Origin of the sequence: Variovorax defluvii, from assembly GCF_039541515.1 — a bacterium.
GTDB lineage: Bacteria > Pseudomonadota > Gammaproteobacteria > Burkholderiales > Burkholderiaceae_C > Variovorax > Variovorax defluvii.
In genome coordinates this window covers 237,023-261,599 of record NZ_BAABGJ010000027.1, presented here as the reverse complement: position 1 = coordinate 261,599, position 24,577 = coordinate 237,023, and the positions used below count along the sequence as shown (strand labels likewise).

The following is a 24,577-nucleotide window of genomic DNA, read 5'->3' as shown; positions in this document are numbered from 1 at the left end:
TGAGCGAGCCCAGGGTCACGATGAAGGGCGGCAGCTTGAGGAAGGCGATCAGCACGCCGTTGATCAGCCCGAAGAGCAGCCCGCAGCCCAGGCCCGCGGCGATGCCCAGCATGCCCAGGCCGGGAATGGTGGACACCAGCATCGCCGACACCGCGGAGGCCGCGAGGATCGAGCCCACCGACAGGTCGATGCCCGCGGTGAGGATGACGAAGGTCATGCCGGCGGCCAGCACGATGTTGATGGAGGCCTGCTGGGTGATGATCGAGAAGTTCTGCCAGCTGGCGAAGTTCTCGCTCGACACCGTGAAGCCGATGCACAGCAGGATGAGCACCGGCAGCATGCCGATGGCGCGCAGGAAGTCCTTGCCGCGCGACGCCGGCACCGGCGGTTTGACGTGGGCGGAGGCGCCGGGTGCGCCGCTGCCGTCTGCGATGGGTGCGGCGGCGGGGAAAGGCTCGGGCAGGGCCTGATCGGCCGGATGGGTGGGGTTCATGGTCTGTCTCCGGAGGGCTCGGTGGGCGAGGGTGGGCTCGTCAGTGGACGGTCGGGGCCGTACCCGTGGTCGCGCCGGTCGCCAGGGCCACGATGTTTTCCTGGGTGATCGGGATGCCGGTGTCGCCGCCGACCTCCCCGACCAGGCGGCCTTCGCGCATCACGATCACCCGGTCGCACACGCCGACGACTTCGGCCAACTCGCTCGAGATCACCAGCACGGCGACGCCGCTGCGTGCCAGCTCGTCGATCAGCCGGTAGATCTCGCTCTTGGCGCCGATGTCGACGCCGCGTGTCGGCTCGTCGAGGATCAGCACCTTGGGCTTGAGCTCCAGCAGGCGCGCCAGCAGTACCTTCTGCTGGTTGCCGCCCGACAGCGAGCCGACGTTGACGCGCGGCGAGGCGACGCGGATCGAGAGCTGCCGGATGGCGTCCCGGGCCCGCTCGAAGGCGCGCCGGCCGTCCATCACGCCCGCGCCATGGGCATCCTTCGGGCACACCATCACGTTGATGTTGTCGCGCACGCTCAGGTCGAGGAACAGGCCCTCGCCCTTGCGGTCTTCCGTCAGGTAGAGGATGCCCGAGCGGATGGCGTCGAGCGGCTGCTCGATCCTGAGCGTGCGCTCGCCCATCTGCACGTCGCCGCCGGTGCGCGCATCGGCGCCGAAGATCAGGCGCGCCAGTTCCGTGCGGCCGGCCCCGACCAGGCCCGCCAGGCCCAGCACCTCGCCGGCGAACAGCTCCAGGCTGCAGTCGCGCACGCGCCGGCCGTCGGACATGTGCCTCACCGCCAGTGCGCGCGCCCCGGTGTGCAGGCCGTGGTGTTCCTTGCGGTAGAAGCCCGACAGATCGCGGCCCACCATCATCTTCACCAGCTTGTCGCGCGAGAGTTCTGCACGCCCGAGCGTGCCGACGTAAGTGCCGTCGCGCAGTACCGTCACTTCGTCGGCGAGCTCGTCGATCTCGTCCATGCGATGACTGATGTACAGGATGGCCATGCCCTCGGCGCGCAAGCGCTTGATCAGCGCGAAGAGGCGGTCGGTCTCGTGCGTGGACAAAGGCGTGGTCGGCTCGTCCATCACCAGGATGCGGCAGTCGAAATGCACCGCGCGGGCGATTTCCACCAGTTGGCGCTTCGCGATCGACAGGGTGTCGACGATCGTGCCCGGCCCGAAGTCCGCACCCAGGCGCTCCAGCGTGGCCGCGCACGATTCGGCCATGCCGGCACGGTCGACCAATGCGCCCTTGACCATCGGGCGGCCCATGTAGATGTTCTCCGCCACCGTGAGGTTGGGGGCGAGGCTCAGCTCCTGGTAGATCACCGACACGCCGAGCGCCTTGGCCGCCAGCGGGCCGTCGATGCTCACCTGCTTGCCGTCGATGCGGATCTCGGCGCCGGGGTCCGGCATGTAGGCGCCCGAGAGAATCTTCATGAGCGTGGACTTGCCGGCGCCGTTCTCGCCCATCAAGGCATGCACGAGGCCTTTGTTGGCGTGCAATTGAACGTTCTGCAAGGCCTTCACGCCGGGGAAGGTCTTGGAAATGTTGCGCAACTCCAGAAGATGCGCGGTGGGTTCAGGCATGGAGGGTCTCCTTGGCGGTATGGGAGAAGGCGGCGGTGGGCTGTCCGCGCAGCACGTCGGCGCGGGGCGAGAAACTGAAGAACATGGGCAGGCTGGCGGCGCCGACCGCGCCGGCGTTGGCGCGGAAGCTGCCGCGCACGAGCCGCGGGGTCTGCCGCGCTTCGGGTGCGATCTGCCTGAGGCCTGCATCGACGCGGCGGATGAGTTCGTCGATCAGCCCGCTGTCGATGTCGCAATCGATCACGACCGCGGGCAGGTCGAGCACGGCGAGAGCGGCGCGCAGCGAGGGCACCAGCGCGTCGACGCAGTCGTCCAGCCATTCGCGCACCTCGGGCCGGCCGGCCTCGATGCAGCTTTCGAGGTCGTCGTGGTTGCGCACCATCACGCCGTGGTGGCGCAGATGACGCGTGAGCGAATTGAGCGAGGCGCGTGACAGCAGGATGTCCCAGCGGCGCTGCGACGGCGGCGCCGATGCCAGGGCGCTGGGCGGCACCGGCACCAGGCCGAGGTCGGCCGCATTGCCGGTGCTGCCGCGCAGGCTCTCGCCGCCGACCACGGCACCTGCGCCGAGTGCCGCGCCGATGAAGACATAGAGGAAGTCGCTTTCCTCGCGGCCGACGCCGAAGAAGAGCTCGGCGATCGCGGCCGCGTTGCCGTCGTTTTCCTTGAACACGGGTTGCTGCACCGCCTGCGAGAGCATGGTGCCGAAATCGACGCCGTTCCAGATGCGGAAGTCGGCCTTCAGGTCGAGTTCGCGCAGCCAACTGCCCAGGTCGTAGGGCTGCGCCAGGCCGACGCCCATGAGGCGGCGGCGCTGGGCGCCGTCGAGCACGTCCAGCATGCGGCCCACGCCCTTGCGCACCAGCAGCAGGGCTTCGTCCGGATGGGGGAGCGGCAGGCCGTGCGCCTCGCGCGCCAGGATCTTGCCGCCAAGGTCGAGCAGCACGGTCTCGATGCTCGCGCGGTCCACGCGCACGCCGATGCCGAAGGCGCCTTCCGGATTGATGCGGTACAGCCCGGCGGGCTGGCCGCGCTGGCCTTCCTGGCGGCGTCCCGCGGGCTCGATCAGCCGGGACTCTTCCAGCGACTGAACGATGCTGCCCACCGCGGTGTTGGTGAGCTCGGCCCAGCGCGCGAGATCCGCCTTCGACGCTTCGCCGGCGCGGCGCAGCCGCTGCAGCAGGCTGCGCTCGTTGTAGAGGCGCAGGTTGATCGAATTCGTCCCCCGTCCGGGGTGGCGTGGTCGCACGGGTGTCTCCGGTCTATTAATTAATTCAAGTTGAAGAAAGTTTAGGACGGGGTGGCTGAAACGAGGTCAGGGATTTCCCCGATATGTGAGAACGAGGCTCTCGAACAGCCAGCGGAGCCGGCTCTTCGCCGCCGAAAGCAGGGCGTGGCAATAAGTAAATACAGTTGATTTATTAAATAAGAGGCTCGACAATCCGCCTGCCACGGAGCGAATCACCAGGACCCGCGGCCGGTGCACCGGCCCGCAGCCGGAGACGAACACTTGCCCAAGAACACCGACACCCTGAATGGCACCCCGGCCCAGGACGGGATGCGCCCGCGCGGTTCCAACCAGGGGGGGCTGCGCCAGTTCAACGAACGCGTGGTGCTGCAGGCCATCCGCCTGCACGGAGAGCTGCCGAAGGCGGAGATCGCGCGCCTGACGCACCTCACGCCCCAGACGGTGCAGATCATCACTTCGCGCCTCGAAGCCGATGCGCTGGTGCTCAAGCGTGCGCCGGTGCGCGGCAAGATCGGGCAGCCGTCGGTGCCGATGGCGCTGAACCCGGACGGCGCCTATTCGATCGGCATCAAGATCGGCCGGCGCAGCCTCGATGTGCTGCTGCTCGACTTCACGGCGCAGGTGCGCGAGCGCCTCACGCTGGCCTACGAGTTCCCCGATCCCGACACGCTGTTCGACGAAATCCGCGCGCGCCTGAAGCGCTTGCGCCGCTCGCTCGGGCCGAGACGGGCACAGCTGCTCAGCGGCATCGGCATCGCCGCGCCCCTGTCGCTCGGCGGCTGGCAGTCGCTGCTCGGCGTGGCGCCGGAGCAGGCCGCGAAGTGGAACGACATCGACATCCGCGCGCGGGTGGCGGCCATGACGACGCTGCCGGTCGAACTGGTCAAGGACACGGCGGCCGCCTGCGTGGCCGAGCTGGTGGCCGGGCGCGGGCGCAGCGTCCGCAGCTTCCTGTACGTCTTCATCGATACCTTCATCGGCGGCGGGCTGGTGATCGACAGCCACCTGCGCCCGGGTGCCACGGGCAACGCCGGTGCCCTGGGGTCGATGCCGCTGGGGCTCGGCGGCGCCGACGGCGCACCGCCTCCGCAGCTGCTGAGCGTGGCCTCCCTGGTCACGCTGGAGAAGATGTACGCGCAGGCCGGACTCGATGCCCGCGCCGTCGCGGACGCGCGGGCGGTCGAAGCGCCATGGCTGCCCGTCACGAACGAATGGATGCGCCAGGCCTGTCCGGCGATCGCCATGGCCATCCACGGCGCGACGGCGCTGCTCGAACTCGACGGCGTCATCGTCGACGGATCGTTCAGCCGCGACCTGCTCGCGCAGGTGCTGGCGCAGGTCGGCGGCGCGCTGGACCGATTCAGCTGGGAGGGCATCGCCCGGCCCGAGCTGCTGGCCGGCACCATCGGCGCCGATGCACGCGCGATCGGCGGCGCCATCTTGCCGCTGTACGCGAACTTCGCCCCCGATCGCGACCTGTTCCTCAAGCTCGATCGCTGATCACACCCCCCGGAGACCCCATGACCCACGACCGCAGCGCCCAACTTGCCCAGCACTTCCCCCTGCTCGAGGACATCCCCGCCGAGCACCGCCTCGATGCCCCGGTGCACCAGCGCCTGTCGCTGGTCGGCGGCCAGATGCGGCCCTGGAGCGGCCCGTGCAAGACGGTGCTGTCGCCGGTCTGCACCCGCGACGCCGCCGGCGGCGAGCCGCGCCAGGTGGAGATCGGCAGCTACCCCGTGATGGGCGAGGCCGAGAGCGACGCGGCACTCGACGCCGCCGTCGCCGCCTACGCCAACGGCCGCGGCGCCTGGCCCACGATGGCCGTGGCCGAGCGCATCGGCTGCATGGAAGCGTTCGTGCGGCGCATGGCGCAGCAGCGCGAGGGGGTGGTGAAGCTCATCATGTGGGAGATCGGCAAGAGCCTGGCCGACTCGCGCAAGGAGTTCGACCGCACCGTCGAATACACCCAGGCCACGATCGAGGCGCTGAAGGATCTGGACAACGGCAGCTCGCGCTTCGTCGTCGCCGAAGGCACCATCGGCCAGATCCGGCGCACGCCGCTGGGCGTGGTGCTGTGCATGGGGCCGTACAACTACCCGCTCAACGAGACCTTCGCCACGCTGATCCCGGCCCTGCTGATGGGCAACACGGTGGTGTTCAAGCCGCCGCAGTACGGCACGCTGCTGTTCCAGCCGCTGCTCGATGCCTTCCGATCGGCCTTCCCGCCGGGCGTGATCAACACCATTTACGCGCCGGGCGCGGTGGTCGTGCCGCGCCTGCTGGCCTCGGGCAAGGTCGACGTGCTGGCGCTGATCGGCTCGAGCAAGGTGGCCGATCACCTCAAGAAGCAGCACCCCAAGTCGCACCGGCTGCGGGCCATCCTCGGACTGGATGCCAAGAACGCCGCGATCGTCCTGCCCGACGCCGACATCGAACTCACCGTCAAGGAATGCCTGCTGGGCGCGCTGTCCTTCAACGGCCAGCGCTGTACCGCGCTGAAGATGCTGATCGTCCACCGCTCGATCGCCGATCGCTTCCTCGCGCGCTTCACCGAAGAGCTGGGCAAGCTCAAGCTGGGCATGCCGTGGGAGAGCGGCGTCGGCATCACCCCGCTGCCGGGCCTGCACCGCACGGCCTACATGACCGAGGCGCTGGACGACGCGCGGGCCAAGGGCGCCCGGATCGTCAACGAAGGCGGCGGCGCCTTCAGCCAGACGCTCTTCCATCCCGCCGTCGTCTATCCGGTGGCCGAGGGCATGAAGCTCTATCGCGAGGAGCAGTTCGGCCCGCTGGTCCCGGTCATGCCCTACGACGACGTGGAGACCGCACTCGAGTACGTCATCAGCGCCGACCACGGCCAGCAGGTCAGCATCTTCGGCTCCGACCCCGCCCGCATCGGCGCGCTGGTCGATCCGCTGGTGAACCAGGTGTGCCGGGTGAACATCAACTGCCAATGCCAGCGCGGGCCCGACGTGTTCCCCTTCGCCGGGCGCAAGGACTCGGCCGAGGGCACGTTGTCGGTGACCGATGCGCTGCGCGCCTTCTCGATCCGCTCGATGGTGGCGGCCAGGCAGACCGAACCGAGCAAGCGGCTGCTCAACGCCATCGTCACGGACCACCGGTCCAGCTTCATCAACACCGGCTTCATCCTCTGATGAGGCCTCACACCCGTCCGTTTTCAAGATGAGCCTCCATCCCGTCCTTGCCGCGGTCACCGACCGCATCCGCAGCCGCAGTGCGGCATCGCGCTCCCTCTACCTCGCCGGGCTCGAACGTGCCCGGACGAAGGGCCCGGTCCGGCAGGCGCTCGGCTGCACGAACCTGGCACATGCCTATGCCGCGGCGCCCGCCGGCGACAAGATCATGCTGCGCGAGATGCGGCGCCCCAACCTGGCGATCGTCTCGTCGTACAACGACATGCTCTCGGCACACCAGCCCTACGAGCGCTACCCCGAGATCCTCAAGCGCGCCGCGCGCGAAGCGGGCGCCACGGCGCAGTTCGCCGGCGGCGTGCCGGCGATGTGCGACGGCGTCACGCAGGGGGAGCCCGGCATGGAGCTGTCGCTTTTCAGCCGCGACGTGATCGCGATGGCCACCGCGGTCGCGCTGTCGCACAACATGTTCGATGCCGCGCTGTGCCTGGGCATCTGCGACAAGATCGTTCCCGGCCTGCTGATCGGCGCCCTGCACTTCGGTCACCTGCCGACGATCTTCGTGCCCGGCGGGCCGATGCCCTCGGGCATCTCCAACGACGAGAAGGCGCGGGTGCGCCAACGCTTCGCCAAGGGCGAAGTGGGGCACGAGGCGCTGCTGGCGTCCGAAGAGAAGTCCTACCACTCGGCGGGCACCTGCACCTTCTACGGCACGGCCAACAGCAACCAGATGCTGATGGAGGTGATGGGCCTGCATCTGCCGGGCGCGGCCTTCGTCCCGCCGAACACGCCGCTGCGCGACGCGCTCACCGCGGCGGCGGCGAAGCGGGCCGCCGAGATCGGTGCCGAGGGCGCCGAGTACACGCCCGTCGGCCGGGTGGTCGACGAGCGGGCCATCGCCAACGCGATCGTCGGCCTGCTGGCGACGGGCGGCTCGACCAACCACACCATCCACCTGGTGGCGATCGCGCGTGCCGCCGGCATCGTCATCGACTGGGACGACTTCCGCGATCTCTCGGACGTGGTGCCGCTGCTGGCCCGCGTCTATCCCAACGGCAGGGCCGACGTCAACCAGTTCCATGCGGCCGGCGGCATGGGCTACGTGATCGGCGAGCTGCTGGACCCTGGCCTGCTGCACGGAGACACGCTGACGGTGGCGGGCGAGGGCGGCCTCGCGCGCTATCGCCAGCAGCCGTGCCTGGACGAAGCCGGCCGGCTGGCCTGGCGCGATGCACCGCGCGAGAGCGGCGATGCGAGCGTGCTGGCACCCGCCGCCGCCCCGTTCAGCACCGATGGCGGGCTGAAGCTGCTGGCCGGCAACCTGGGCCGCGCCGTGGTCAAGACCTCGGCCGTGAAGCCCGAGCACCGCCGGGTCGAGGCGCGGGCGCGCGTGTTCGACACGCAAGAGGCGGTGATGGCCGCCTTCGATCTCGGCGAACTGCAGCGCGACTTCGTGGCGGTGGTGCGCTACCAGGGGCCGCGTGCCAACGGCATGCCGGAGCTGCACAAGCTCACGCCCATCCTGGGCGTGCTGCAGGACCAGGGCTTCCATGTGGCGCTGGTGACCGACGGCCGCATGTCCGGCGCCTCCGGCAAGGTGCCGGCGGCCATCCACGTCACGCCCGAATGCCTGGCCGGTGGGCCGCTGGCGCGGGTTCGCGACGGCGACCTGATCGTGTTCGACGCGGAGCATGGCGTGCTGGAGGCCCGCGTCGACGCGGCCGAATGGCAGGCCCGCCGGCCCGCGGATGCGGCGCTGGAGGACGCGCGCCAGGGCATGGGCCGTGAGCTGTTCGCGGCCTTCCGCGCCAACGCGCTCGGGGCGGAGCAGGGCGCGATCACCTTCCTGGCCGCCGAGCCCGCGGCGCCGGCCACTGCGGCGCACGTCGCGCCCGTTCACGACCACTTTGCATTCACACGAGGAGTCACGGCATGAACATCCTGAGCATCATGCGCATGGGACCGGTGATCCCGGTCATCGTCATCGACAGGCTGGAAGACGCCGTGCCCCTGGCGCGCGCGCTGGTGGCGGGCGGCATCCGGGTGCTGGAGATCACCTTGCGCACGCCGATGGCGCTCCAGGCGATCGAGGCCATTGCCGACGAGGTCGAAGGCGCCATCACCGGCGTGGGGACCATCACGCGGGCGCAGGACTTCGATGCGGCGCTCAAGGCCGGTGCGCTGTTCGGCGTGAGTCCGGGCCTGACGCCGGAGCTGGTCGCCGCGGCCCGCGACAGTGCGTTGCCGCTGCTGCCCGGCGTGATGACGCCTTCCGACGTGATCGGGGCGCGCACGGCCGGCTTCAGGGAGCTCAAGCTCTTTCCGGCACAGCAGGCCGGGGGCGTGGGCATGCTGAAGGCCTTGGCAGGCCCTTTTCCCGAGCTGAACTTCTGCCCGACCGGCGGGATCGGCGCCCCGACGGCGCCGGATTTCCTGGCCCTGCCGAACGTGGCCTGCGTCGGCGGTTCGTGGCTCACGCCGGCCGGCTCGGTCGCTGCCCGCGACTGGGGCCGCATCACCACGCTCGCGCGCGAGACGGCGCAGCTTCAGGCGGCCAAGCGCTGACGGACGCATTCACACGAGGAACCCCATGCCCAAAGTCCATCCATTCGATCTGCTCCTGTTCGGCGGTACCGGCGACCTGGCCATGCGCAAGCTGCTTCCCGCCCTGTACTTCCGCCACCGCGATGGCGACCTGCCGCCGCATGGCCGGGTCCTGGGCCTGGCGCGCGAGTCGCTGAGCCGGGACGAGTTCATCGCCAAGGTGGAAGCAAGCTTCGACAAGTTCGTTCCTGCCGCGGACATCGACCGGGCGACCTTCGCGACCTTCGCGCAGCGGCTGGACTACATCAAGGTCGAGGCGAACACCCCGCAGGATTTCGGCGTCCTGGCCCATGCGCTGAAGGACTCGCCGGCGCAGGTGCGCGTCTTCTTCCTGTCGACCGCACCGGACTTCTTCGCCCCGATCTGCAAGAACCTGGCGGCGGCCGGGCTGGTCGACGCGCATTCGCGCGTCGTGCTGGAAAAGCCGCTGGGACACGACCTCGCCTCCGCGCAGAAGATCAACGAGGACGTGGGCAGCGTCTTCGCCGAGCCGCAGATCTTCCGCATCGACCATTACCTCGGCAAGGAGCCGGTCCAGAACCTGCTGGCCTTGCGATTCGCCAACGCGCTGCTGGAGCCGCTGTGGAACCGCACCTGGGTGCGCAACGTGCAGATCACCATCGCCGAACAGGTCGGCGTGGAGACCCGTGGCGATTTCTACGATCGCACCGGAGCGCTGCGCGACATGGTGCAGAACCACCTCTTGCAATTGCTGTGCATCGTGGCGATGGAGCCGCCGACCTCGATCCACCCCGATGCGGTGCGCGACGAAAAGCTGAAAGTGCTGCGTGCGCTGGCGCCCATCACCCGGGCCGACGTCGGCACGTGCACCGTGCGCGGCCAGTACCGTGCGGGCACGGTCAACGGCGCCGCCGTGCCAGGCTACCTGGAGGAAGCCGGCATTCCGGCCGACAGCGCGACGGAAACCTACGTCGCCATCCGGGCCGAGCTCCAAAGCTGGCGCTGGTCGGGTGTTCCGTTCTACCTGCGCACCGGCAAGCGGATGGCCGAGCGCGCGGCCGAGATCGTCGTCAACTTCCGCAGCGTGCCGCATTCGATCTTTCCGTCGGCAGGCAGGGAGACGCTCGGCAACCGGCTGGTGATCCAGCTGCAGCCGGAGGAAGGGCTCAAGCTCTTCATGATGGCCAAAGTGCCGGGCGACACCATGAACCTGCGGCCGGTCGGCCTGAACCTCGACTTCGCCGAACAGTTCAGGCAACGTCCGATGGAGGCCTACGAGCGGCTGCTGCTGGATGCCATCCGCGGCAACCTCACGCTCTTCATGCGCAGGGACGAACTGGACGCCGCCTGGCGCTGGTGCGAACCGATCCTGGACGCATGGCAGGCGTCGGGCGACATGCCCAGGCCGTACAGCGCCGGCTCATGGGGGCCTGCAGCCTCCAGCGCGCTGGTCGGGCGCGATGGTGCGGCCTGGCGCGAGGAGTCCTGAATCCGTGCGCGACCGTCATTGCGCAATCACTTCACGAGAGACACCATGAACACACTTCGCTGCGATCGAACCCACGCCTGGGCTGGCCTGCGCGACCACTACGAGACGCACGGTCGCCGCTTCGACCTGCGCGAGGCCTTCGCCGGCGACCCGGGCCGCTTCGACGCGTTCGGGATCGAGGCCCCCGGCCTGTTCGCCGACCTGTCGAAGAACCGCGTCGACGCCGCGACGATGAAGCGCTTGCTCGACCTGGCGAGCGAGTGCCGGCTCGCGCAGCGGCGGGATGCGATGCTGGCGGGCGCCGCGATCAACACCACGGAGGACCGCGCCGTGCTGCACACCGCCCTGCGCGCGCCGCGGGGGCTGGGTCCGTACAGCGACGATGTGCACAACGTGCTGGAGGCGATGCTCGCCTATGTCGAGTCGGTGCGCGACACGCGGGCCAGCGGCATCCGGCACATCGTGAACATCGGCATCGGCGGCAGCGACCTCGGGCCGCAGATGGCGGTGCCGGCACTGGAGGCCTTCGCGCACCCGGAGCTCGTCTTCCACTTCGTTTCCAACGTCGACGGCCATGACATCAGCGCGGTGCTGCGCCATCTGCCTCCGGCCGAGACGCTCTTCGTCGTCGCCAGCAAGACGTTCACGACGCAGGAGACCATGGCCAACGCGCAGGCGGCACGAGCCTGGTTCCTCGCCAAGGGCGGCACCGACGTGGCGAAGCACTTCGTGGCGACGACCACCAACGTCGCGGCGGCGGCCGGCTTCGGCATCGACAAGACCTTCGGCTTCTGGGACTGGGTGGGCGGCCGCTACTCGCTGTGGTCGGCGATCGGCCTGCCCATTGCCCTCGCGATCGGCGCGGACAACTTCCGCGCCCTGCTGGCCGGGGCCCACGACATGGACAGGCACTTCGCGACTGCGCCGCTGGCCAAGAACCTGCCGGTTCTGCTGGGGCTGATCGACGTGTGGTACCGCAACTTCCACGGGTTCACGAGCCGCAGCGTGGCGCCGTACCACCAGGGGCTCGAGCGGCTGCCGGCCTACCTGCAGCAGCTGGAGATGGAATCGAACGGCAAATGCGTCGACCTGGATGGCGAGCCCTTGCCGTTCGCGACCAGCCCGGTGGTATGGGGCGAGCCCGGCACCAACGGACAACATGCCTACTTCCAGATGTTGCACCAGGGGACCGACGTGATACCGGTCGAGTTCCTGCTGGTCAAGCATCCGACGCACGAGCTGGCCGACCAGCATGCGAAGCTGCTCGCCAACGGCCTGGCGCAGGCGCAGGCCTTGATGCTGGGCAAGCACACGAGCGAGGCGATGGCCGAACGCGCGCCGACCGCCGCCAAGTCGCTGGCGCCGGAGATCCTGGCCAGGCATCGGACCTTTCCCGGCAACCGGCCCAGCACCACGCTGCTGCTGGACCGGCTGACGCCCTACAGCCTCGGCGCGCTGGTCGCGATGTACGAGCACCGGGTCTTCACCAGCGGTGCGCTCTGGGGGATCAACAGCTTCGACCAGTGGGGCGTCGAGCTGGGCAAGGCACTCTGCAACGACCTGCTGCCGCGGCTCGCCAGCGGCAACACCGAGGGACTCGATGCCTCGACGGCGGGCTTGATGCGGCGCTTGCTGGCTTGAGCAGCTGCGCCTTCATGGCGCCGGCGTCTTCGGCTTGTAGTCGCAGTAGGGCGCGACCGCGCACTTCCAGCACATCGGCTTGCGCGCCACGCAGACGTAGCGGCCGTGCAGGATGAGCCAGTGGTGCGCATGCAGGCGGTAGGCCGGCGGCACGCGCTTTTCCAGCTTGAGCTCGACCTCCAGCGGCGTCTTGCCCGGTGCCAGGCCGGTGCGGTTGCTGACGCGGAAGATGTGCGTGTCGACCGCCATGGTGGGCTCGCCGAAGGCCACGTTGAGCACCACGTTGGCGGTCTTGCGGCCCACGCCGGGCAGGGCCTCCAGCTCGGCGCGCGTGCGCGGCACTTCGCCGCCGTGGCGCTCGACCAGCATGCGGCAGGCTTCCATCAGGTGCTTGGCCTTGCTGCGGTAGAGGCCGATGGTCTTGATGTAGCCCTCCAGTCCTTCGAGCCCGAGGTCGAGGATGGCCTGGGGCGTATTCGCGACCGGGAACAGCTTGCGCGTGGCCTTGTTCACGCCCACATCGGTGGCTTGCGCCGACAGAAGCACGGCCGCCAGCAGCTCGAAGGGCGTGCTGTACTCGAGCTCGGTCTCGGGCGCCGGGTTGGCCGCCTGCAGGGTGGCGAAGAAGGGCTCGATCGCTGTCTTTTTCATCGTGGGCGGCAGTGTAGGGCCGACATCCAAAATTGCGACAATGGCGGTCCTCAGGTCATCCGCAGCAGGTTCCCATGCAATTCGCCACCCGCCTCGACAACGTCGAAACCTCCGCCATCCGAGAACTCTTCAAGCTGCTGGGCAAGCCCGGCATCATCAGCTTCGCGGGCGGCTTTCCGGACAGCGCGATGTTCGACGTCGAGGGACTGCGCGAGGCCAGCAGCAAGGCGCTCGCGGAAGAGCCGGGGGGCGCGCTCCAGTATGGCGCGACGGAAGGCTACGACCCGCTGCGCGCGCAGCTCTCGGCCTTCATGAAGGGCAAGGGGGTGGAGGTCGACCCCGCCGGCCTGATCGTCACCACCGGCAGCCAGCAGGCGCTGGACCTGCTGGGCAAGACCCTCGTCTCGCGCGGCGACAAGGTGATCGTCGAGGGGCCGACATTTCTCGCGACCATCCAGTGCTTCCGCCTCTACGGCGCCCACCTGATCAGCGCGCCCGTCGATGCCGAGGGCGTGCAGGTGGACCGGCTGGAAGCGCTCATCGCCGAACACCAACCCAAGTTCGTCTACCTGATTCCGACCTTCGGCAATCCCAGCGGCGCCACGCTCAGCCTGGAACGCCGCCGCAAGGTGCTGGAGCTGGCCGTCAAGCATGGCACCGTGATCGTCGAGGACGACCCCTATGGCGACCTCTACTTCGGCAAGGCGCCGCCGCCCTCGCTGATGGCGCTGACGCCGGAGGTGCCGGGCAGCCGCGAGCTGGTGGTGCATTGCGGCAGCCTCAGCAAGGTGCTGAGCCCGGGCCTGCGCATCGGCTGGATGATCGCGCCGGCCGAGCTGCTGGCGAAGGCCACCATGTGCAAGCAGTTCAGCGATGCCCACACCAGCACCTTCGCGCAGGCCACCGCCGCGCAGTACCTCAAGAGCGGCCGCATGCCCGACACGCTGGCGCACGTGCGCAAGGTCTATGCGGAGCGCGCGGCGGCCATGGGCGCGGCGCTGAAGCGGGAACTGGGCGACGCGATCGCGTTCACGCAGCCCGGCGGCGGGCTGTTCTTCTGGGCCCGCCTGACCGGCGCCGGCGGCAAGCTGGCCGATGCGAATGTGTTCGCGCAGCGCGCCATCGAGAAAGGGGTGGCCTTCGTGCCGGGCGCGCCTTTCTACGCAGAGAAGCCCGACTTGGCGACGCTGCGGCTGAGCTTCGCGACGGCCAACATAGAGAAGATCGAAGAGGGCATTCAGCGCCTGGGCGCGGCGCTCTGAGGACGCCTCAGCGCAGCGCGTCGGCCAGGCGCAGGCCGTAGCGCTGCTCGGCCTCCTGCAGCGAGGGCGCGATCGAAGGGTGCAGGCGGACGCCTTGGTCGTGTTGTTCGGCGCGCCGCTGCAAGGCGCGTTCGCCGGGCAGGCGAACCGGCCTGCCGGCGTCGGAGGGCGGATTGGTGCGGCATTGCGCGGCCAGATGGTCCATCTGCCGCAGGAAGGCGGCCTTGCCGCCGAAAGCGTCGAGGTCGTGCAGGGTGAGGTGGACCGTCGCACCCCAGCCTTCGGGCGCGTCCGCGCGGCCGTGGCCCGCCAGTCCCGCCGTCAATGCCTCCACGAGCAGGGCCATGCCGTAGCCTTTGTGGCCATGGCTCAGGCCACCCACCGGCAGCAGCGTGCCGGGCGGCTCGGCGAACAGCACGGCCGGGTCCTTGCCGGGCCGGCCCTGCGCATCGATCAGGCATTCCTCGTCGAATACTTCGCCCGCCTTGTGCTTGCGGTTGCTCATGCCGTTGGTGGTGATGGAGGCCGAGATGTCGACCATCACGCCCCCGCCATCGCCGAGCGGGAAGCCCAGCGCCAGCGGATTGGGCGTGAACACCGCGCGCGTGCCGCCGAAGGGCGCCACGCTCGCGGTGTTGGGGTCGGAGCAGGCCAGCAGCAGCAGCATGTCCTCCTCGAGCGCGCGCAGCAGGTAGACGGCCAGGCAGGCGATGTGGTGGCTGCGCCGGATCACCAGGGAGGCGGTGCCCAGTTCGCGCGCCCGGGGCAGCAGCAGGTCCAGCCCCTGGTGGACCAGCCACGGGCCCGGCAGGCGCTGCCCGTCCCACAGCACGGCGGCAGGCCGGTCGGAGACGACCTGGGGCGCGCCCACGCGCGTCATGCGACCGCCTTCGAGTTCCTTGAGGTAGCCGGCCAGCAGGGCGAGGCCGTGCGTGTCGTGGCCGAGCAGGTCGCCCTGCACGAGCGTGTCCGCGACGGTGTCGGCGAGCGGCCCTGCGAGGCCGGTGGCCTGCAGCAGCCCGGTGGCGTAGCGGGTGAGGGCGGTGGCGTCGTAGCGCGGCGAGGTGTCGTTCATGGTGTCAGTGTGCTCCGGCCAGGCGCAGGCGTCGGCGCTGGCGCCGCCAGGCCATGGCGCCGGAGCCGGCCCAGACCAGCAAGGTGACCAGGGCCAGTCCGGCGGCGATCGGCCGCTCGACGAAGGCCAGCAAGCTGCCGTCGGACTTGATCATGGAGGTGATGAAATTCTCTTCGAGCATCTTGCCCAGCAGCATGCCGAGGATGGCCGGTGCCACCGGGAAGCCGTTCTCCTCCAGCAGCCAGGCGGCGACGCCGAAGCCGAGCAGGATCCACAAGTCGAACAGCGCGTTGTTGATGGCGAAGGCGCCGACCAGGCAGAACACCAGGATGGTGGGCATCAGCATGTTGCGCGGCATGCGCAGGATGCGGGCGGATGCCTTGATGCAGGCCCAGCCCAGGGGCAGCATCAGCAGGTTGGCGAGGATGAAGACGATAAACACCGCATAGACGTCGTGCGGGTTGTTCATGAAGATCATCGGACCCGGATTCATGTTCTTCATGTAGAGCACGCCGATCACGATGGCCGTGATCGAGTCGCCCGGGATGCCGAACACCAGCGCCGGCACCCAGGCGCCGGCGAGCGCGCTGTTGTTGGCGGCGCCGGCTTCGACCAGGCCCTCCGGGTGGCCGGTGCCGAATTTCCCGGGCTCCTTCGACAACTTCTTGCTCATCGCGTACGACATCCAGGCCGCGATGTCGGCGCCCGCGCCGGGCAGGATGCCGACCGCGGTGCCCAGCGCACTGCCGCGCAGGGTCTGCAGGGGGTACTTGCGGATCAGGCGGCCCATGCCGGTGAAGACCGAGCCGAGCTGCGGCTTGAAGCGCCTCAGCGCTTCGGCGCTGACGGTGAAGCGCAGGATCTCGGAGATGGCGAACATGCCGATCATCGCGGGGATCAGGCTCAGGCCGCCCAGCAGGTCGGCGTTGCCGAAGGTGAAGCGCGGATGGCCGGCAGGGTTCTCCAGCCCGACGCAGCCCAGCAGCAGGCCCAGGAACAAGGTGATCAGGCCCTTGAGGGGGGTGTCGCTGGTGATGAACACCGCGCAGCTCAGGCCCAGCAGCACCAGCCAGAAGTACTCGAAGGAACTGAACTTGATGGCCACCTCGGCCAGCGCCGGCGCCGCCACGATCAGCACCGCGGTGCCGAACAGTCCGCCGATGCAGGAGAACACCAGCCCGATGCCGAGCGCCGTCTCGCCCTGGCCGTTGCGCGTCATCGCGTAGGACTCGTCGGTGTAGGCCGCGGAGGCCGGCGTGCCGGGGATGCGCAGCAGGGCGCCGGGAATGTCGCCCGCGAAGATCGCCATCGCAGTGGCCGTGACGATGGCCGCGACCGCCGGGACCGGCGGCAGGAAGAAGGTGATGGGCACCAGCAGCGCGGTGGCCATGGTGGCGGTCAGCCCGGGCACCGCGCCCACGAACATGCCGAACACGCCGGACAGCAGCATGACCAGCAGCACCGTCGGCGTGGCGACGGCCTGCAGCGCGAGCAGCACCGAATCCATCAGCGCGCCCTCACCATGCGACGCCCTTCAGCACGCCCCAGGGCAAGGGCACCTTCAGCAGCTTGTAGAAGCAGGTGTGGATCAGCAGCGTCACCACGGTGCCGACGGCCAGCGCAACAGGAAGGCGCACGCCGCAGGCCCATTGCAGCAGCACCAGGATGGCGAGGCTGCACAGCAGGAAGCCCAGGCGCTCGGACAGCAGGATGTAGAACACCATGCTCAGGATGACGATGGCGAAGGCCGCCAGGCGCCGGGGCGAGCGCAGGCCGGCGTCCAGTGCGAGCCAGGGCTGCCGGCCGCGCAGCCCCTGCCAGACCAGCGCGAGCGAACACAGCGCGAGCCCGCCGGCGGCGAGTCCCGGGAACAGGGCAGGCCCGAAGTTCTGGCCGGGTGCCGGCGGGAAGCCCTGGATATGAAAGAGCACCGCCAGCGACAGCGCCAGCAGGACGGCGCCGATCAGACTGTCATGGATGCGCATCGCCTTACTTGGCGATGCCCACGGCTTTCATCGCGACCTGGAAGCTGGCGTCCTTCTCGGCCATGAACTTGCCGAAGTCCGCGCGGTCGGCGTAGAGCGCACCGAAGCCGCGCGAGGCCAGGAAGTCCTGGTAGGCCTTGCCGTCGTAGATCTTCTTCAGCGTGGCGGCCAGCCTGTCGGTCATGTCATTGGGCAGACCCTTGGGCGCGGCGAAGCCGCGCCAGGCACCGGCGTTCCACATCTTGCCGCTGGCGTCGGTGTAGAGCGGCACCTTCGGGAAGATGCCGTCGGGCCTGGAGCTCAGCAGGAGCAAGGGCCGCGCCTTGTCCGCCTCGATCAGCGAGCGCGCCTCCGGCAGCGAGCAGGACACCACGTCCACCCCGCCCGCCAGCAGGTCCTGCAGGCCCGGCGCGGCGCCCTGGCTCGGGACCCAGGCAATGGCGTTGCCGGGCAGCTTGTTGTCGACCAGCCATTGCGCCAGGCCCAGGTGCCAGATACCGCCCTGGCCGGTGCCGCTGGCCTTGAGCTTTCCGGGCGCGGCCTTGGCCGCGTCCAGCAGTTCCTTGGCGCTTTTGATCGGGGAATCGGTGCGCACGAAGATCGCGTTGGCGTCGAAGTTCATCAGCGCCAGCGGCGTGTAGTCGGCGCCGGAGAGCTGGGTCAGGCCGGCGTGGCGCATCATGCCGATCTCGACGGTGATGATGCCCAGCGTGTAGCCGTCGGGCGCGGCGGAGGCGATGGCCTGGTGCCCGACCACGCCGCTGCCGCCGGTGCGGTTGACGACGTTGATGGGCTGCTTGAGCTCCTTTTCCAGCTCCGCCGCGACGATGCGGGCCACGGCATCGGTGCCGCCGCCGGCGCCCCAGGGCACGATCATGGTGATGGGGCGTTCCGGATAGGCCGCGTGGGTGAGCCGGGGCAGGACCATGGCGGTGGCGGCTGCACCCAGTGCAGCGATCGACTGGCGGCGCTTCATGTCGTCTCCTTCGTTGTCGGAACGGCATTCGGCGCCCAAATCGCGCGGGGCGAAACTGAAGATATCCCTAGTTCAGCCGGATCGGCTTTTGCCGTAGGGGGAAACCGGTTTCTGTCCGCGAGCTCAGCGCAGCAGCTCGAGCAGCCGGTCGAGGCCGCCCTCGTCGATGGACACCATGGCCTGCTCGCGCACCTTGGGCTTGGCGTGGAAGGCGACGGACAGGCCGGCCTCGCTCATCATGGGCAGGTCGTTGGCGCCGTCGCCCACCGCGATGGCTTCGGCGGGCGAGATGCCCATCAGCGAGGCGACCTCGAGCAGCGTGCGGCGCTTCTCGGCGCCGTCGCAGATGTCGCCCCAGACCTGCTCGACCACGCGGCCGGTCAGGTGGCCTGCGGCCTCGTCGAGCAGGTTGGCGCGCGCGAAGTCGATGCCCAGGCGGTCCTTGACGCGGTTCGCGAAGAAGGTGAAGCCGCCCGAGACCAGCAGCACCTTGAGGCCGGCCGCCTTGCAGGCCGCCACCAGTGTCTCGGCGCCGGGGTTGAGGCGCAGACGTTCGTCGTAGACCTCCTGCAGCGCCGTCACCGGCACGCCCTGCAGCAGCGCGACGCGGCGGCGCAGGCTGTCCTTGAAGTTCTGGATCTCGCCGCGCATCGTGGCCTCGGTGATGGCCGCGACCTCGGCTTTCTTGCCGACCGCGTCGGCGATCTCGTCGATGCACTCGATGTTGATCAGCGTCGAGTCCATGTCGAAGGCGATCAGCTTGAAGTCGGCGAGGGCGAGGGGGGGGGTGAAGCCGCGCACGGCGAGGCCGGTCGAGGTTTCGCGCAATGGGTTCATGAAGTGGGGCGCTCAGCGGAGCCAGTTTTCGATCTTGAGGTGTGCGACACGCTCGAATTCGCGCAAGTTGTCCGTGACCAGAGTGAGCTTGTGTGCCAGAGCTTGCGCCGCAATGAAGAGGTCATTGGGGCCGATGGGCGTTCCCAGCCTTTCCAGGTCCGCCCGAAGCTTCCCGTAGTGACGGTCGGCCGGTTCGTCCAGCGGCAACACTTCGAGATCCTTCAGCACGGCTTCCAGTTGCAGGGGCAGCTTTCGGGACCGGTGGCGCGCGACGCCATAACGCAGTTCGCAGGCTGCCACGATGCTGGTGCAAAGACGGCTCTGGGGTTGGCGCTCCAGCCGATCGGCCAGGATAGCGGCCACCATGCCTTGCGGATCTCGCATCAGGGCGGACACGATGTTGGTGTCGAGCAGGTAGCCCGTCGTCACAGCTTGACGTCGTCCAGCGGCAGCAGGCCTTCGTCTACGTCCGGCCATTCGATGTCCAGCGGCTTGAGCCGGGCCAATGTGTCGAGGAGCGGATGCCGGTGCGCGGGCTCGATGATGAGCTTGTTGCCCTCGCGCCTGATGGTGGCATCGTTGCCTGGAAGTTCGAACTCGCGCGGGATTCGCACCGCCTGGTTGGCGCCATTGCGGAACAGGCGCACGGGCAAGCGCTTCGTGCGTGACGGCTCGGTCGTGCGGCGCTCGGGAGCGTTGCTTGAAGTACTACGGGGCATGGGTGCTGACATTGATCCTCTCCTGCGTGAAGGCGAGCTCTCGGCATATGTTATCAGCATATGCTCATGTGACCGAACTGCCAGGCGTGCACCTAGACAGTGAAGTCTTCCGGCACCTTCGGCTGCCCCAGGCTGCGCAGCACATCCCTCACCATCTGCGCCCGGTCCTTCGGCTCCTTGAGCTCGCGCTCGATGCGCAGCTTTTCGTTTCCGGCCAGCTTGATGTGCCGGTTCTTCTGGATGAGCTGGATGATGGCCATGGAGTCGATCGGCGGGTCCTTCTTGAAGCTGATGTTGATCACGCCCGGCGCCGCATCGACCTTGACCACGCCGTAGGGCCGCGCCAGCACGCGCAGGCGGTGCATGTCGATCAGGGTCTGCGCCTGCGCCGGCAGCTTGCCGAAGCGGTCGACGATTTCTTCGAGGAGGGTGTCGATCTGGTCGGAGGTGCGTGCGGTGGCCAGCTTCTTGTAGAAGGACAGGCGCAGGTGCACGTCGCCGCAGTAGTCCTCGGGCAGAAGGGCGGGTGCGTGCAGGTTGATCTCGGTGGTGACGGACAGGGGCGCCAGCAGGTCGGGCTCCCGACCCGCCTTGAGCGATCGCACGGCCTCGGCCAGCATCTCGTTGTAGAGCTGGAAGCCGATCTCCATCATGTTGCCGCTCTGGTTCTCGCCCAGCACCTCGCCGGCGCCGCGGATCTCGAGGTCGTGCATGGCGAGGTAGAAGCCGGAACCCAGTTCCTCCATTTGCTGGATGGCGTCCAGGCGCTGGGCGGCCTGCTTGGTCAGGCCCTCGATGTCGGGCACCATGAGGTACGCGTAGGCCTGGTGATGGCTGCGGCCGACGCGGCCGCGCAGCTGGTGCAGCTGGGCCAGGCCGAACTTGTCGGCACGGCTCATCACTATGGTGTTGGCGCTCGGCACGTCGATGCCGGTCTCGATGATGGTCGAGCACAGCAGCAGGTTGTAGCGCTGGGCCACGAAGTCGCGCATGACGCGCTCCAGCTCGCGCTCGGGCATCTGGCCGTGGGCGACGGCGATGCGGGCCTCGGGCAGGATCTGCTCCAGCTTCTGGCGCCGGTTCTCGATGGTCTCGACCTCGTTGTGCAGGAAGTAGACCTGGCCGCCGCGCTTGAGCTCGCGCAGCACGGCCTCGCGGATCACGCCGGTGCCTTCGTTGCGAACGAAGGTCTTGATGGCCAGGCGGCGCTGCGGCGCGGTGGCGATCACGCTCAGGTCGCGCAGGCCTTCGAGCGCCATGCCAAGGGTGCGGGGAATGGGCGTGGCGGTGAGGGTGAGCACGTCCACCTCGGCGCGCAGGGCCTTCATGGCCTCCTTGTGGCGCACCCCGAAGCGGTGCTCTTCGTCGATGATGAGCAGGCCCAGGTTCTTGAACTTCACGCTGGCAGACAGCAGCTTGTGCGTGCCGACCACGATGTCGACGCTGCCGTCGGCCAGGCCTTTGGCGGCGTTGGCGATCTCCTTGGCGGAGCGGAAGCGGCTCATCTCCGCCACCCGGATCGGCCACTTGGCGAAGCGGTCCACCAGTGTCTGGTAATGCTGCTCGGCCAGCAGCGTGGTCGGCGCCAGGAAGGCGACCTGCTTGCCGCCGGTGACGGCGACGAAGGCGGCGCGCAGCGCGACCTCGGTCTTGCCGAAGCCGACGTCGCCGCAGACCAGGCGGTCCATCGGGCGCGGCGAGATCATGTCCTGGATGACGGCGTGGATCGCCGCCTTCTGGTCGGCGGTCTCGTCGAAGCCGAAGTCGTTGGCGAAGACTTCGTAGTCGGCGGCCGAGAAGCGGAAGGCATGGCCCTCGCGCGCGGCGCGGCGGGCGTAGATGTTGAGCAACTCGGCGGCGGCGTCGCGCACCTGCTCGGCGGCCTTGCGCTTGGCCTTCTCCCACTGGCCCGAGCCCAGCTTGTGCAGCGGGGCCTCGTCGGCGCTGACGCCGGTGTAGCGGCTGATCAGGTGCAACTGCGCGACCGGCACGTACAGCGTGGCCTTGTCGGCGTACTCCAGGTGCAGCATCTCCTGCATCAGGGGCTTGCCGTCGGGGCCGGTGCCCTGGCCCAGGTCCATGTGGACCAGGCCCCGGTAACGGCCGATGCCGTGCGCCGAATGCACCACCGGGTCGCCGACGGCCAGTTCGCTCAGGTCCTTGATCAGCGCCTCGACGTCGCTGACCTGCTCCTGCTTGCGGTTGCGCCGGCGCGTGGTGGGCGCGGTGGCGAAGAGCTCGGTCTCGGTGACGAAGTCGATGCCCTGCTCGGTCCACGCGAAGCCGGCGGCCAGCGCGGCGGTGGCGATGCCGGTCTTCTCGCCGGCCGCGTCCTCGAATTCGGCCAGCGAGTCGAAGGCCGGCGGGTTCAGGCCGCTGGCGCGGAGGAAGTCGAGCAGGCTTTCGCGGCGGCCGTCGCTTTCGGCGATGAAGAGCACCCGGTGGGGCGTGGCGGCGATGTGGGCCTTGAGCCTGACCAGCGGGTCGTCGGCGCCGCGCGTCACCGCGAAGGGGGGCAGGGCCTCGAACTCCGCGTAGGGCGCGCCCTCGGTGGAGCGGATCGCCAGCTGCGCATGCGGCTTGGCCCGCTGGTAGAACTGCTCGCCGTTGAGGAACAAGGCCTCCGGCGGCAGGGCCGGCCGCTCCGGGTCCCCGCGCACCAGCCGGTAGCGTTCGCCGGCGTCCTGCCAGAAATGCTGGAAGGCCGGCTCGAGGTCGCCGTGCAGCACCAGGGTGGTATCGGTGCCCAGGTAGTCGAAGACGGTGGCTGTCTCTTCGAAGAAGAGCGGCAGGTAGTACTCGATGCCGGCGGTCGCGACGCCGTTGCCCATGTCCTTGTAGAGGCGGCTGCGCGTGGGGTCGCCTTCCAGCAGCTCGCGCCAGCGGTTGCGGAAGCGCGCGCGGGCCTCGTCGTCCATCGGGAACTCGCGGCCGGGCAGCAGGCGCACCTCGGGCACGGGGTAGAGGCTGCGCTGGGTGTCGGGATCGAAGGTGCGGATGGAGTCGATCTCGTCGTCGAACAGGTCGACCCGGAACGGCACTTGCGAACCCATCGGGAACAGGTCGATCAGGCCGCCGCGCACCGCGTATTCACCCGGGCTCACGACCTGCGTGACGTGGCTGTAGCCGGCCAGCGTGAGCTGCGCCTTGAGCTTCGATTCCTCCAGCTTCTGCCGGGTCTTGAAGTGGAAGGTGTAGCCGGCCATGAAGGACGGCGGCGCGAGGCGGTAGAGCGCGGTGGTGGCCGGCACCAGCACCACGTCGGCCTCCTTCTGGCTGATGCGCCAGAGCGTGGCCAGGCGCTCGCTGATCAGGTCCTGGTGCGGCGAGAAGCTGTCGTAGGGCAGCGTCTCCCAGTCGGGGAAGAGGGCGCAGCGCAGCGTGGGCGCGAAGAAGGCGAGTTCGTCGATCAGCCGCTGCGCATCGTTGGCATCGGCCGTGAAGACGGCGGTCGCGCGGCCGGCGGCGGTCTCGCGGCAGGCCAACTGGGCCAGCAGCAGCGCATCGGCGGAGAGGGCGGGGCGGGGCAGCGTGAAGCGCTTGCCTGGCGTGAGTTGGGGAAGGTGCATGGGATGCCGGGGAAATGAAGAACACCCCGCGCCGGCGGGCGAGGGGTGTGAGCGGCGATTCTAGAATGGCTGCCCTTTTTCCGCTGTGGGCCGCGGCGGTAGTCGTCGCCGCAGCCGACCGATCGAATGAATGCTTCCCGTCTTTTCGTGTTGATTCCCTGCGCCGGCTCGGGCAGCCGCGCGGGCGGGGTGGGGCCCAAGCAGTATCAGCGCCTCGCGGGGCGGCCGATGGTGCGGCATACCCTGGAGGCCTTCCGCGCCCTGGCCGGGCGCTTTGCCGGCATCGCCGTGGTGGTCTCGCCGCATGACCGCGACATCTCGGCCGCGTTGCCGCTGTTTCCGGCGGCGGGCGAACACCTGCTGCAGGTCGGGGGCGCGACGCGGGCGGCCAGCGTGCGCAACGGCCTGCAGGCCTTGAAGCAGGCGGCCGGGGCCGGCCCGCACGATTGGGTGCTGGTGCACGACGCGGCGCGCTGCCTCGTCACGCCGACCCAGATCGAGGCCCTGATCGCCGCCTGCGAGCACGATGCGGTCGGCGGGCTGCTGGCCCAGCGCCTGGCGGACACGCTCAAGACCGCGTCGCCGGATGGCCGCGTGGCGCACACGCTGACCCGCGCCGACAAGTGGCTGGCCCAGACCCCTCAGATGTTCCGCATCGGCATGCTGCTCGATGCACTCGAACGCACCGGCGACACGGTGACCGACGAGGCCAGCGCGATCGAGTCCGTCGGCCTGGCGCCGCTGCTGGTACCGGGCAGCGCCCAGAATTTCAAAGTGACCTATCCCGAGGACTTCGCGCTGGCCGAGGCGGTTCTTCAGTCCAGGCGCGGCCCATCGCCATGACTTCTTTCGACATCCGCGTGGGCGAGGGCTGGGACGTGCACCAGCTGGTCGCCGGACGCAAGCTGATCCTGGGCGGGGTCGAGATCCCGCACACCACCGGCCTGCTCGGCCACTCGGACGCCGACGTGCTGCTGCATGCGATCACCGACGCACTGCTGGGTGCGGCCGGGCTGGGCGACATCGGGCGCCATTTTCCGGACACCGACGCGCAGTTCCATGGCGCGGATTCGGCGGTGCTGCTGGCCGAAGCGGCGCGGCGCGTGCGCGAGGCCGGGTGGCAGATCGGCAACGTGGACAGCACCGTGATCGCGCAGGCGCCGAAGCTGGCGCCGCACATCCCGGCCATGTGCGCGCGGATCGCGGCCGCGCTCGGCGTCGAGGCCGGCCAGGTCAACGTCAAGGCCAAGACCGCCGAGAAGCTGGGCCCGGTGGGCGAGGGCCGGGCGATGGAAGCACGCGCGGTGGCGCTGCTGCATCGCTGACCGG

Annotated in this window: 21 protein-coding genes; 9 read left to right on the top strand and 12 right to left on the bottom strand. The window is 69.2% G+C overall.

The genetic code is table 11. The annotated features are described in order from the left end of the window. From ABEA07_RS15030 to ABEA07_RS15020, 3 genes are all read right to left on the bottom strand, one after another. Window positions 1-493, bottom strand: a 493-nt coding sequence (locus tag ABEA07_RS15030; RefSeq protein ID WP_425584133.1) for an ABC transporter permease subunit, incomplete at its 3' end; no start/stop codon positions are given. Between the two features lie 40 nt (window positions 494-533). Then, window positions 534-2,075 carry a sugar ABC transporter ATP-binding protein gene (locus ABEA07_RS15025; protein ID WP_345538802.1) on the bottom strand — a complete coding sequence of 514 codons (1,542 nt, stop codon included), beginning with the start codon at window positions 2,073-2,075 and terminating at the stop codon, window positions 534-536. Then, on the bottom strand, window positions 2,068-3,324 hold the full coding sequence (locus ABEA07_RS15020; protein ID WP_345538801.1) for an ROK family protein: 1,257 nt from the start codon (window positions 3,322-3,324) through the stop codon (window positions 2,068-2,070). Before ABEA07_RS15020 ends, ABEA07_RS15025 begins: the two co-directional genes overlap by 8 nt. 261 nt (window positions 3,325-3,585) lie before the next feature. Between ABEA07_RS15020 and ABEA07_RS15015 the strand changes: the two genes are divergently transcribed. From ABEA07_RS15015 to pgi, 6 genes are read left to right on the top strand one after another with little or no spacing between them, the layout of a single operon-like run. Then, window positions 3,586-4,824, top strand: a complete 1,239-nt coding sequence (locus tag ABEA07_RS15015) for an ROK family transcriptional regulator (RefSeq protein WP_345538800.1) — start codon at window positions 3,586-3,588, stop codon at window positions 4,822-4,824. 20 nt (window positions 4,825-4,844) lie between these two features. Then, window positions 4,845-6,482, top strand: coding sequence for an NADP-dependent glyceraldehyde-3-phosphate dehydrogenase (locus tag ABEA07_RS15010; protein ID WP_345538799.1), 1,638 nt, complete (start codon window positions 4,845-4,847; stop codon window positions 6,480-6,482). Window positions 6,483-6,510: 28 nt separating this feature from the next. Next, on the top strand, window positions 6,511-8,415 hold the full coding sequence (gene edd / locus ABEA07_RS15005; RefSeq protein ID WP_345538798.1) for a phosphogluconate dehydratase: 1,905 nt from the start codon (window positions 6,511-6,513) through the stop codon (window positions 8,413-8,415). After that, a complete protein-coding gene (gene eda / locus ABEA07_RS15000; RefSeq protein WP_345538797.1) occupies window positions 8,412-9,044 on the top strand; it encodes a bifunctional 4-hydroxy-2-oxoglutarate aldolase/2-dehydro-3-deoxy-phosphogluconate aldolase in 633 nt (210 codons plus the stop codon). The genes edd and eda overlap by 4 nt, the downstream gene beginning before the upstream one ends. 25 nt (window positions 9,045-9,069) lie before the next feature. Beyond that, the gene (gene zwf / locus ABEA07_RS14995; protein WP_345538796.1) at window positions 9,070-10,533 is read left to right on the top strand and encodes a glucose-6-phosphate dehydrogenase; all 1,464 of its coding nucleotides are present in this window, start codon (window positions 9,070-9,072) and stop codon (window positions 10,531-10,533) included. Window positions 10,534-10,578: 45 nt separating this feature from the next. Then, window positions 10,579-12,174, top strand: coding sequence for a glucose-6-phosphate isomerase (gene pgi, locus ABEA07_RS14990; RefSeq protein ID WP_345538795.1), 1,596 nt, complete (start codon window positions 10,579-10,581; stop codon window positions 12,172-12,174). Between the two features lie 12 nt (window positions 12,175-12,186). On the opposite strand, the gene nth is transcribed toward pgi, so the two are convergent. Continuing rightward, on the bottom strand, window positions 12,187-12,825 hold the full coding sequence (nth, locus tag ABEA07_RS14985) for an endonuclease III (RefSeq protein WP_345538794.1): 639 nt from the start codon (window positions 12,823-12,825) through the stop codon (window positions 12,187-12,189). 74 nt (window positions 12,826-12,899) lie between these two features. On the opposite strand from nth, the gene ABEA07_RS14980 reads away from it, so the two are divergent. Then, window positions 12,900-14,087: an aminotransferase-like domain-containing protein gene (locus tag ABEA07_RS14980; protein ID WP_345538793.1), complete on the top strand. Its 1,188-nt coding sequence runs from the start codon at window positions 12,900-12,902 to the stop codon at window positions 14,085-14,087. Window positions 14,088-14,094: 7 nt separating this feature from the next. Here ABEA07_RS14980 and ABEA07_RS14975 read toward each other — a convergent pair whose 3' ends face one another. From ABEA07_RS14975 to mfd, 8 genes are all read right to left on the bottom strand, one after another. Then, on the bottom strand, window positions 14,095-15,162 hold the full coding sequence (locus ABEA07_RS14975; protein WP_345538791.1) for an Ldh family oxidoreductase: 1,068 nt from the start codon (window positions 15,160-15,162) through the stop codon (window positions 14,095-14,097). A 4-nt stretch (window positions 15,163-15,166) separates the two neighbouring features. Continuing rightward, window positions 15,167-16,669 (bottom strand): tripartite tricarboxylate transporter permease, encoded by a 1,503-nt coding sequence (locus ABEA07_RS14970; protein WP_345538789.1) that lies wholly within the window; start codon window positions 16,667-16,669, stop codon window positions 15,167-15,169. A 10-nt stretch (window positions 16,670-16,679) separates the two neighbouring features. Beyond that, the gene (locus ABEA07_RS14965) at window positions 16,680-17,147 is read right to left on the bottom strand and encodes a tripartite tricarboxylate transporter TctB family protein (RefSeq protein WP_345538788.1); all 468 of its coding nucleotides are present in this window, start codon (window positions 17,145-17,147) and stop codon (window positions 16,680-16,682) included. 4 nt (window positions 17,148-17,151) lie between these two features. Continuing rightward, window positions 17,152-18,123, bottom strand: coding sequence for a tripartite tricarboxylate transporter substrate binding protein (locus ABEA07_RS14960; protein ID WP_425584132.1), 972 nt, complete (start codon window positions 18,121-18,123; stop codon window positions 17,152-17,154). A 123-nt stretch (window positions 18,124-18,246) separates the two neighbouring features. Continuing rightward, complete coding sequence (gene serB / locus ABEA07_RS14955; protein ID WP_345538787.1) at window positions 18,247-18,960, bottom strand: phosphoserine phosphatase SerB; 714 nt, start codon at window positions 18,958-18,960, stop codon at window positions 18,247-18,249. A gap of 12 nt (window positions 18,961-18,972) precedes the next feature. After that, complete coding sequence (locus tag ABEA07_RS14950; RefSeq protein WP_345538786.1) at window positions 18,973-19,389, bottom strand: type II toxin-antitoxin system VapC family toxin; 417 nt, start codon at window positions 19,387-19,389, stop codon at window positions 18,973-18,975. After that, window positions 19,386-19,691: an antitoxin gene (locus ABEA07_RS14945; RefSeq protein ID WP_345538785.1), complete on the bottom strand. Its 306-nt coding sequence runs from the start codon at window positions 19,689-19,691 to the stop codon at window positions 19,386-19,388. The genes ABEA07_RS14950 and ABEA07_RS14945 overlap by 4 nt, the downstream gene beginning before the upstream one ends. An 80-nt stretch (window positions 19,692-19,771) precedes the next feature. Beyond that, window positions 19,772-23,248 (bottom strand): transcription-repair coupling factor, encoded by a 3,477-nt coding sequence (mfd, locus tag ABEA07_RS14940; protein WP_345538784.1) that lies wholly within the window; start codon window positions 23,246-23,248, stop codon window positions 19,772-19,774. Between the two features lie 126 nt (window positions 23,249-23,374). Here mfd and ispD point away from each other — a divergent pair, with 126 nt between their 5' ends. Together ispD and ispF are read left to right on the top strand one after the other, a co-directional pair. Then, the gene (gene ispD, locus ABEA07_RS14935) at window positions 23,375-24,091 is read left to right on the top strand and encodes a 2-C-methyl-D-erythritol 4-phosphate cytidylyltransferase (protein WP_345538783.1); all 717 of its coding nucleotides are present in this window, start codon (window positions 23,375-23,377) and stop codon (window positions 24,089-24,091) included. Further along, the gene (gene ispF / locus ABEA07_RS14930) at window positions 24,088-24,573 is read left to right on the top strand and encodes a 2-C-methyl-D-erythritol 2,4-cyclodiphosphate synthase (protein ID WP_345538782.1); all 486 of its coding nucleotides are present in this window, start codon (window positions 24,088-24,090) and stop codon (window positions 24,571-24,573) included. Before ispD ends, ispF begins: the two co-directional genes overlap by 4 nt. Window positions 24,574-24,577: the final 4 nt, after the last annotated feature.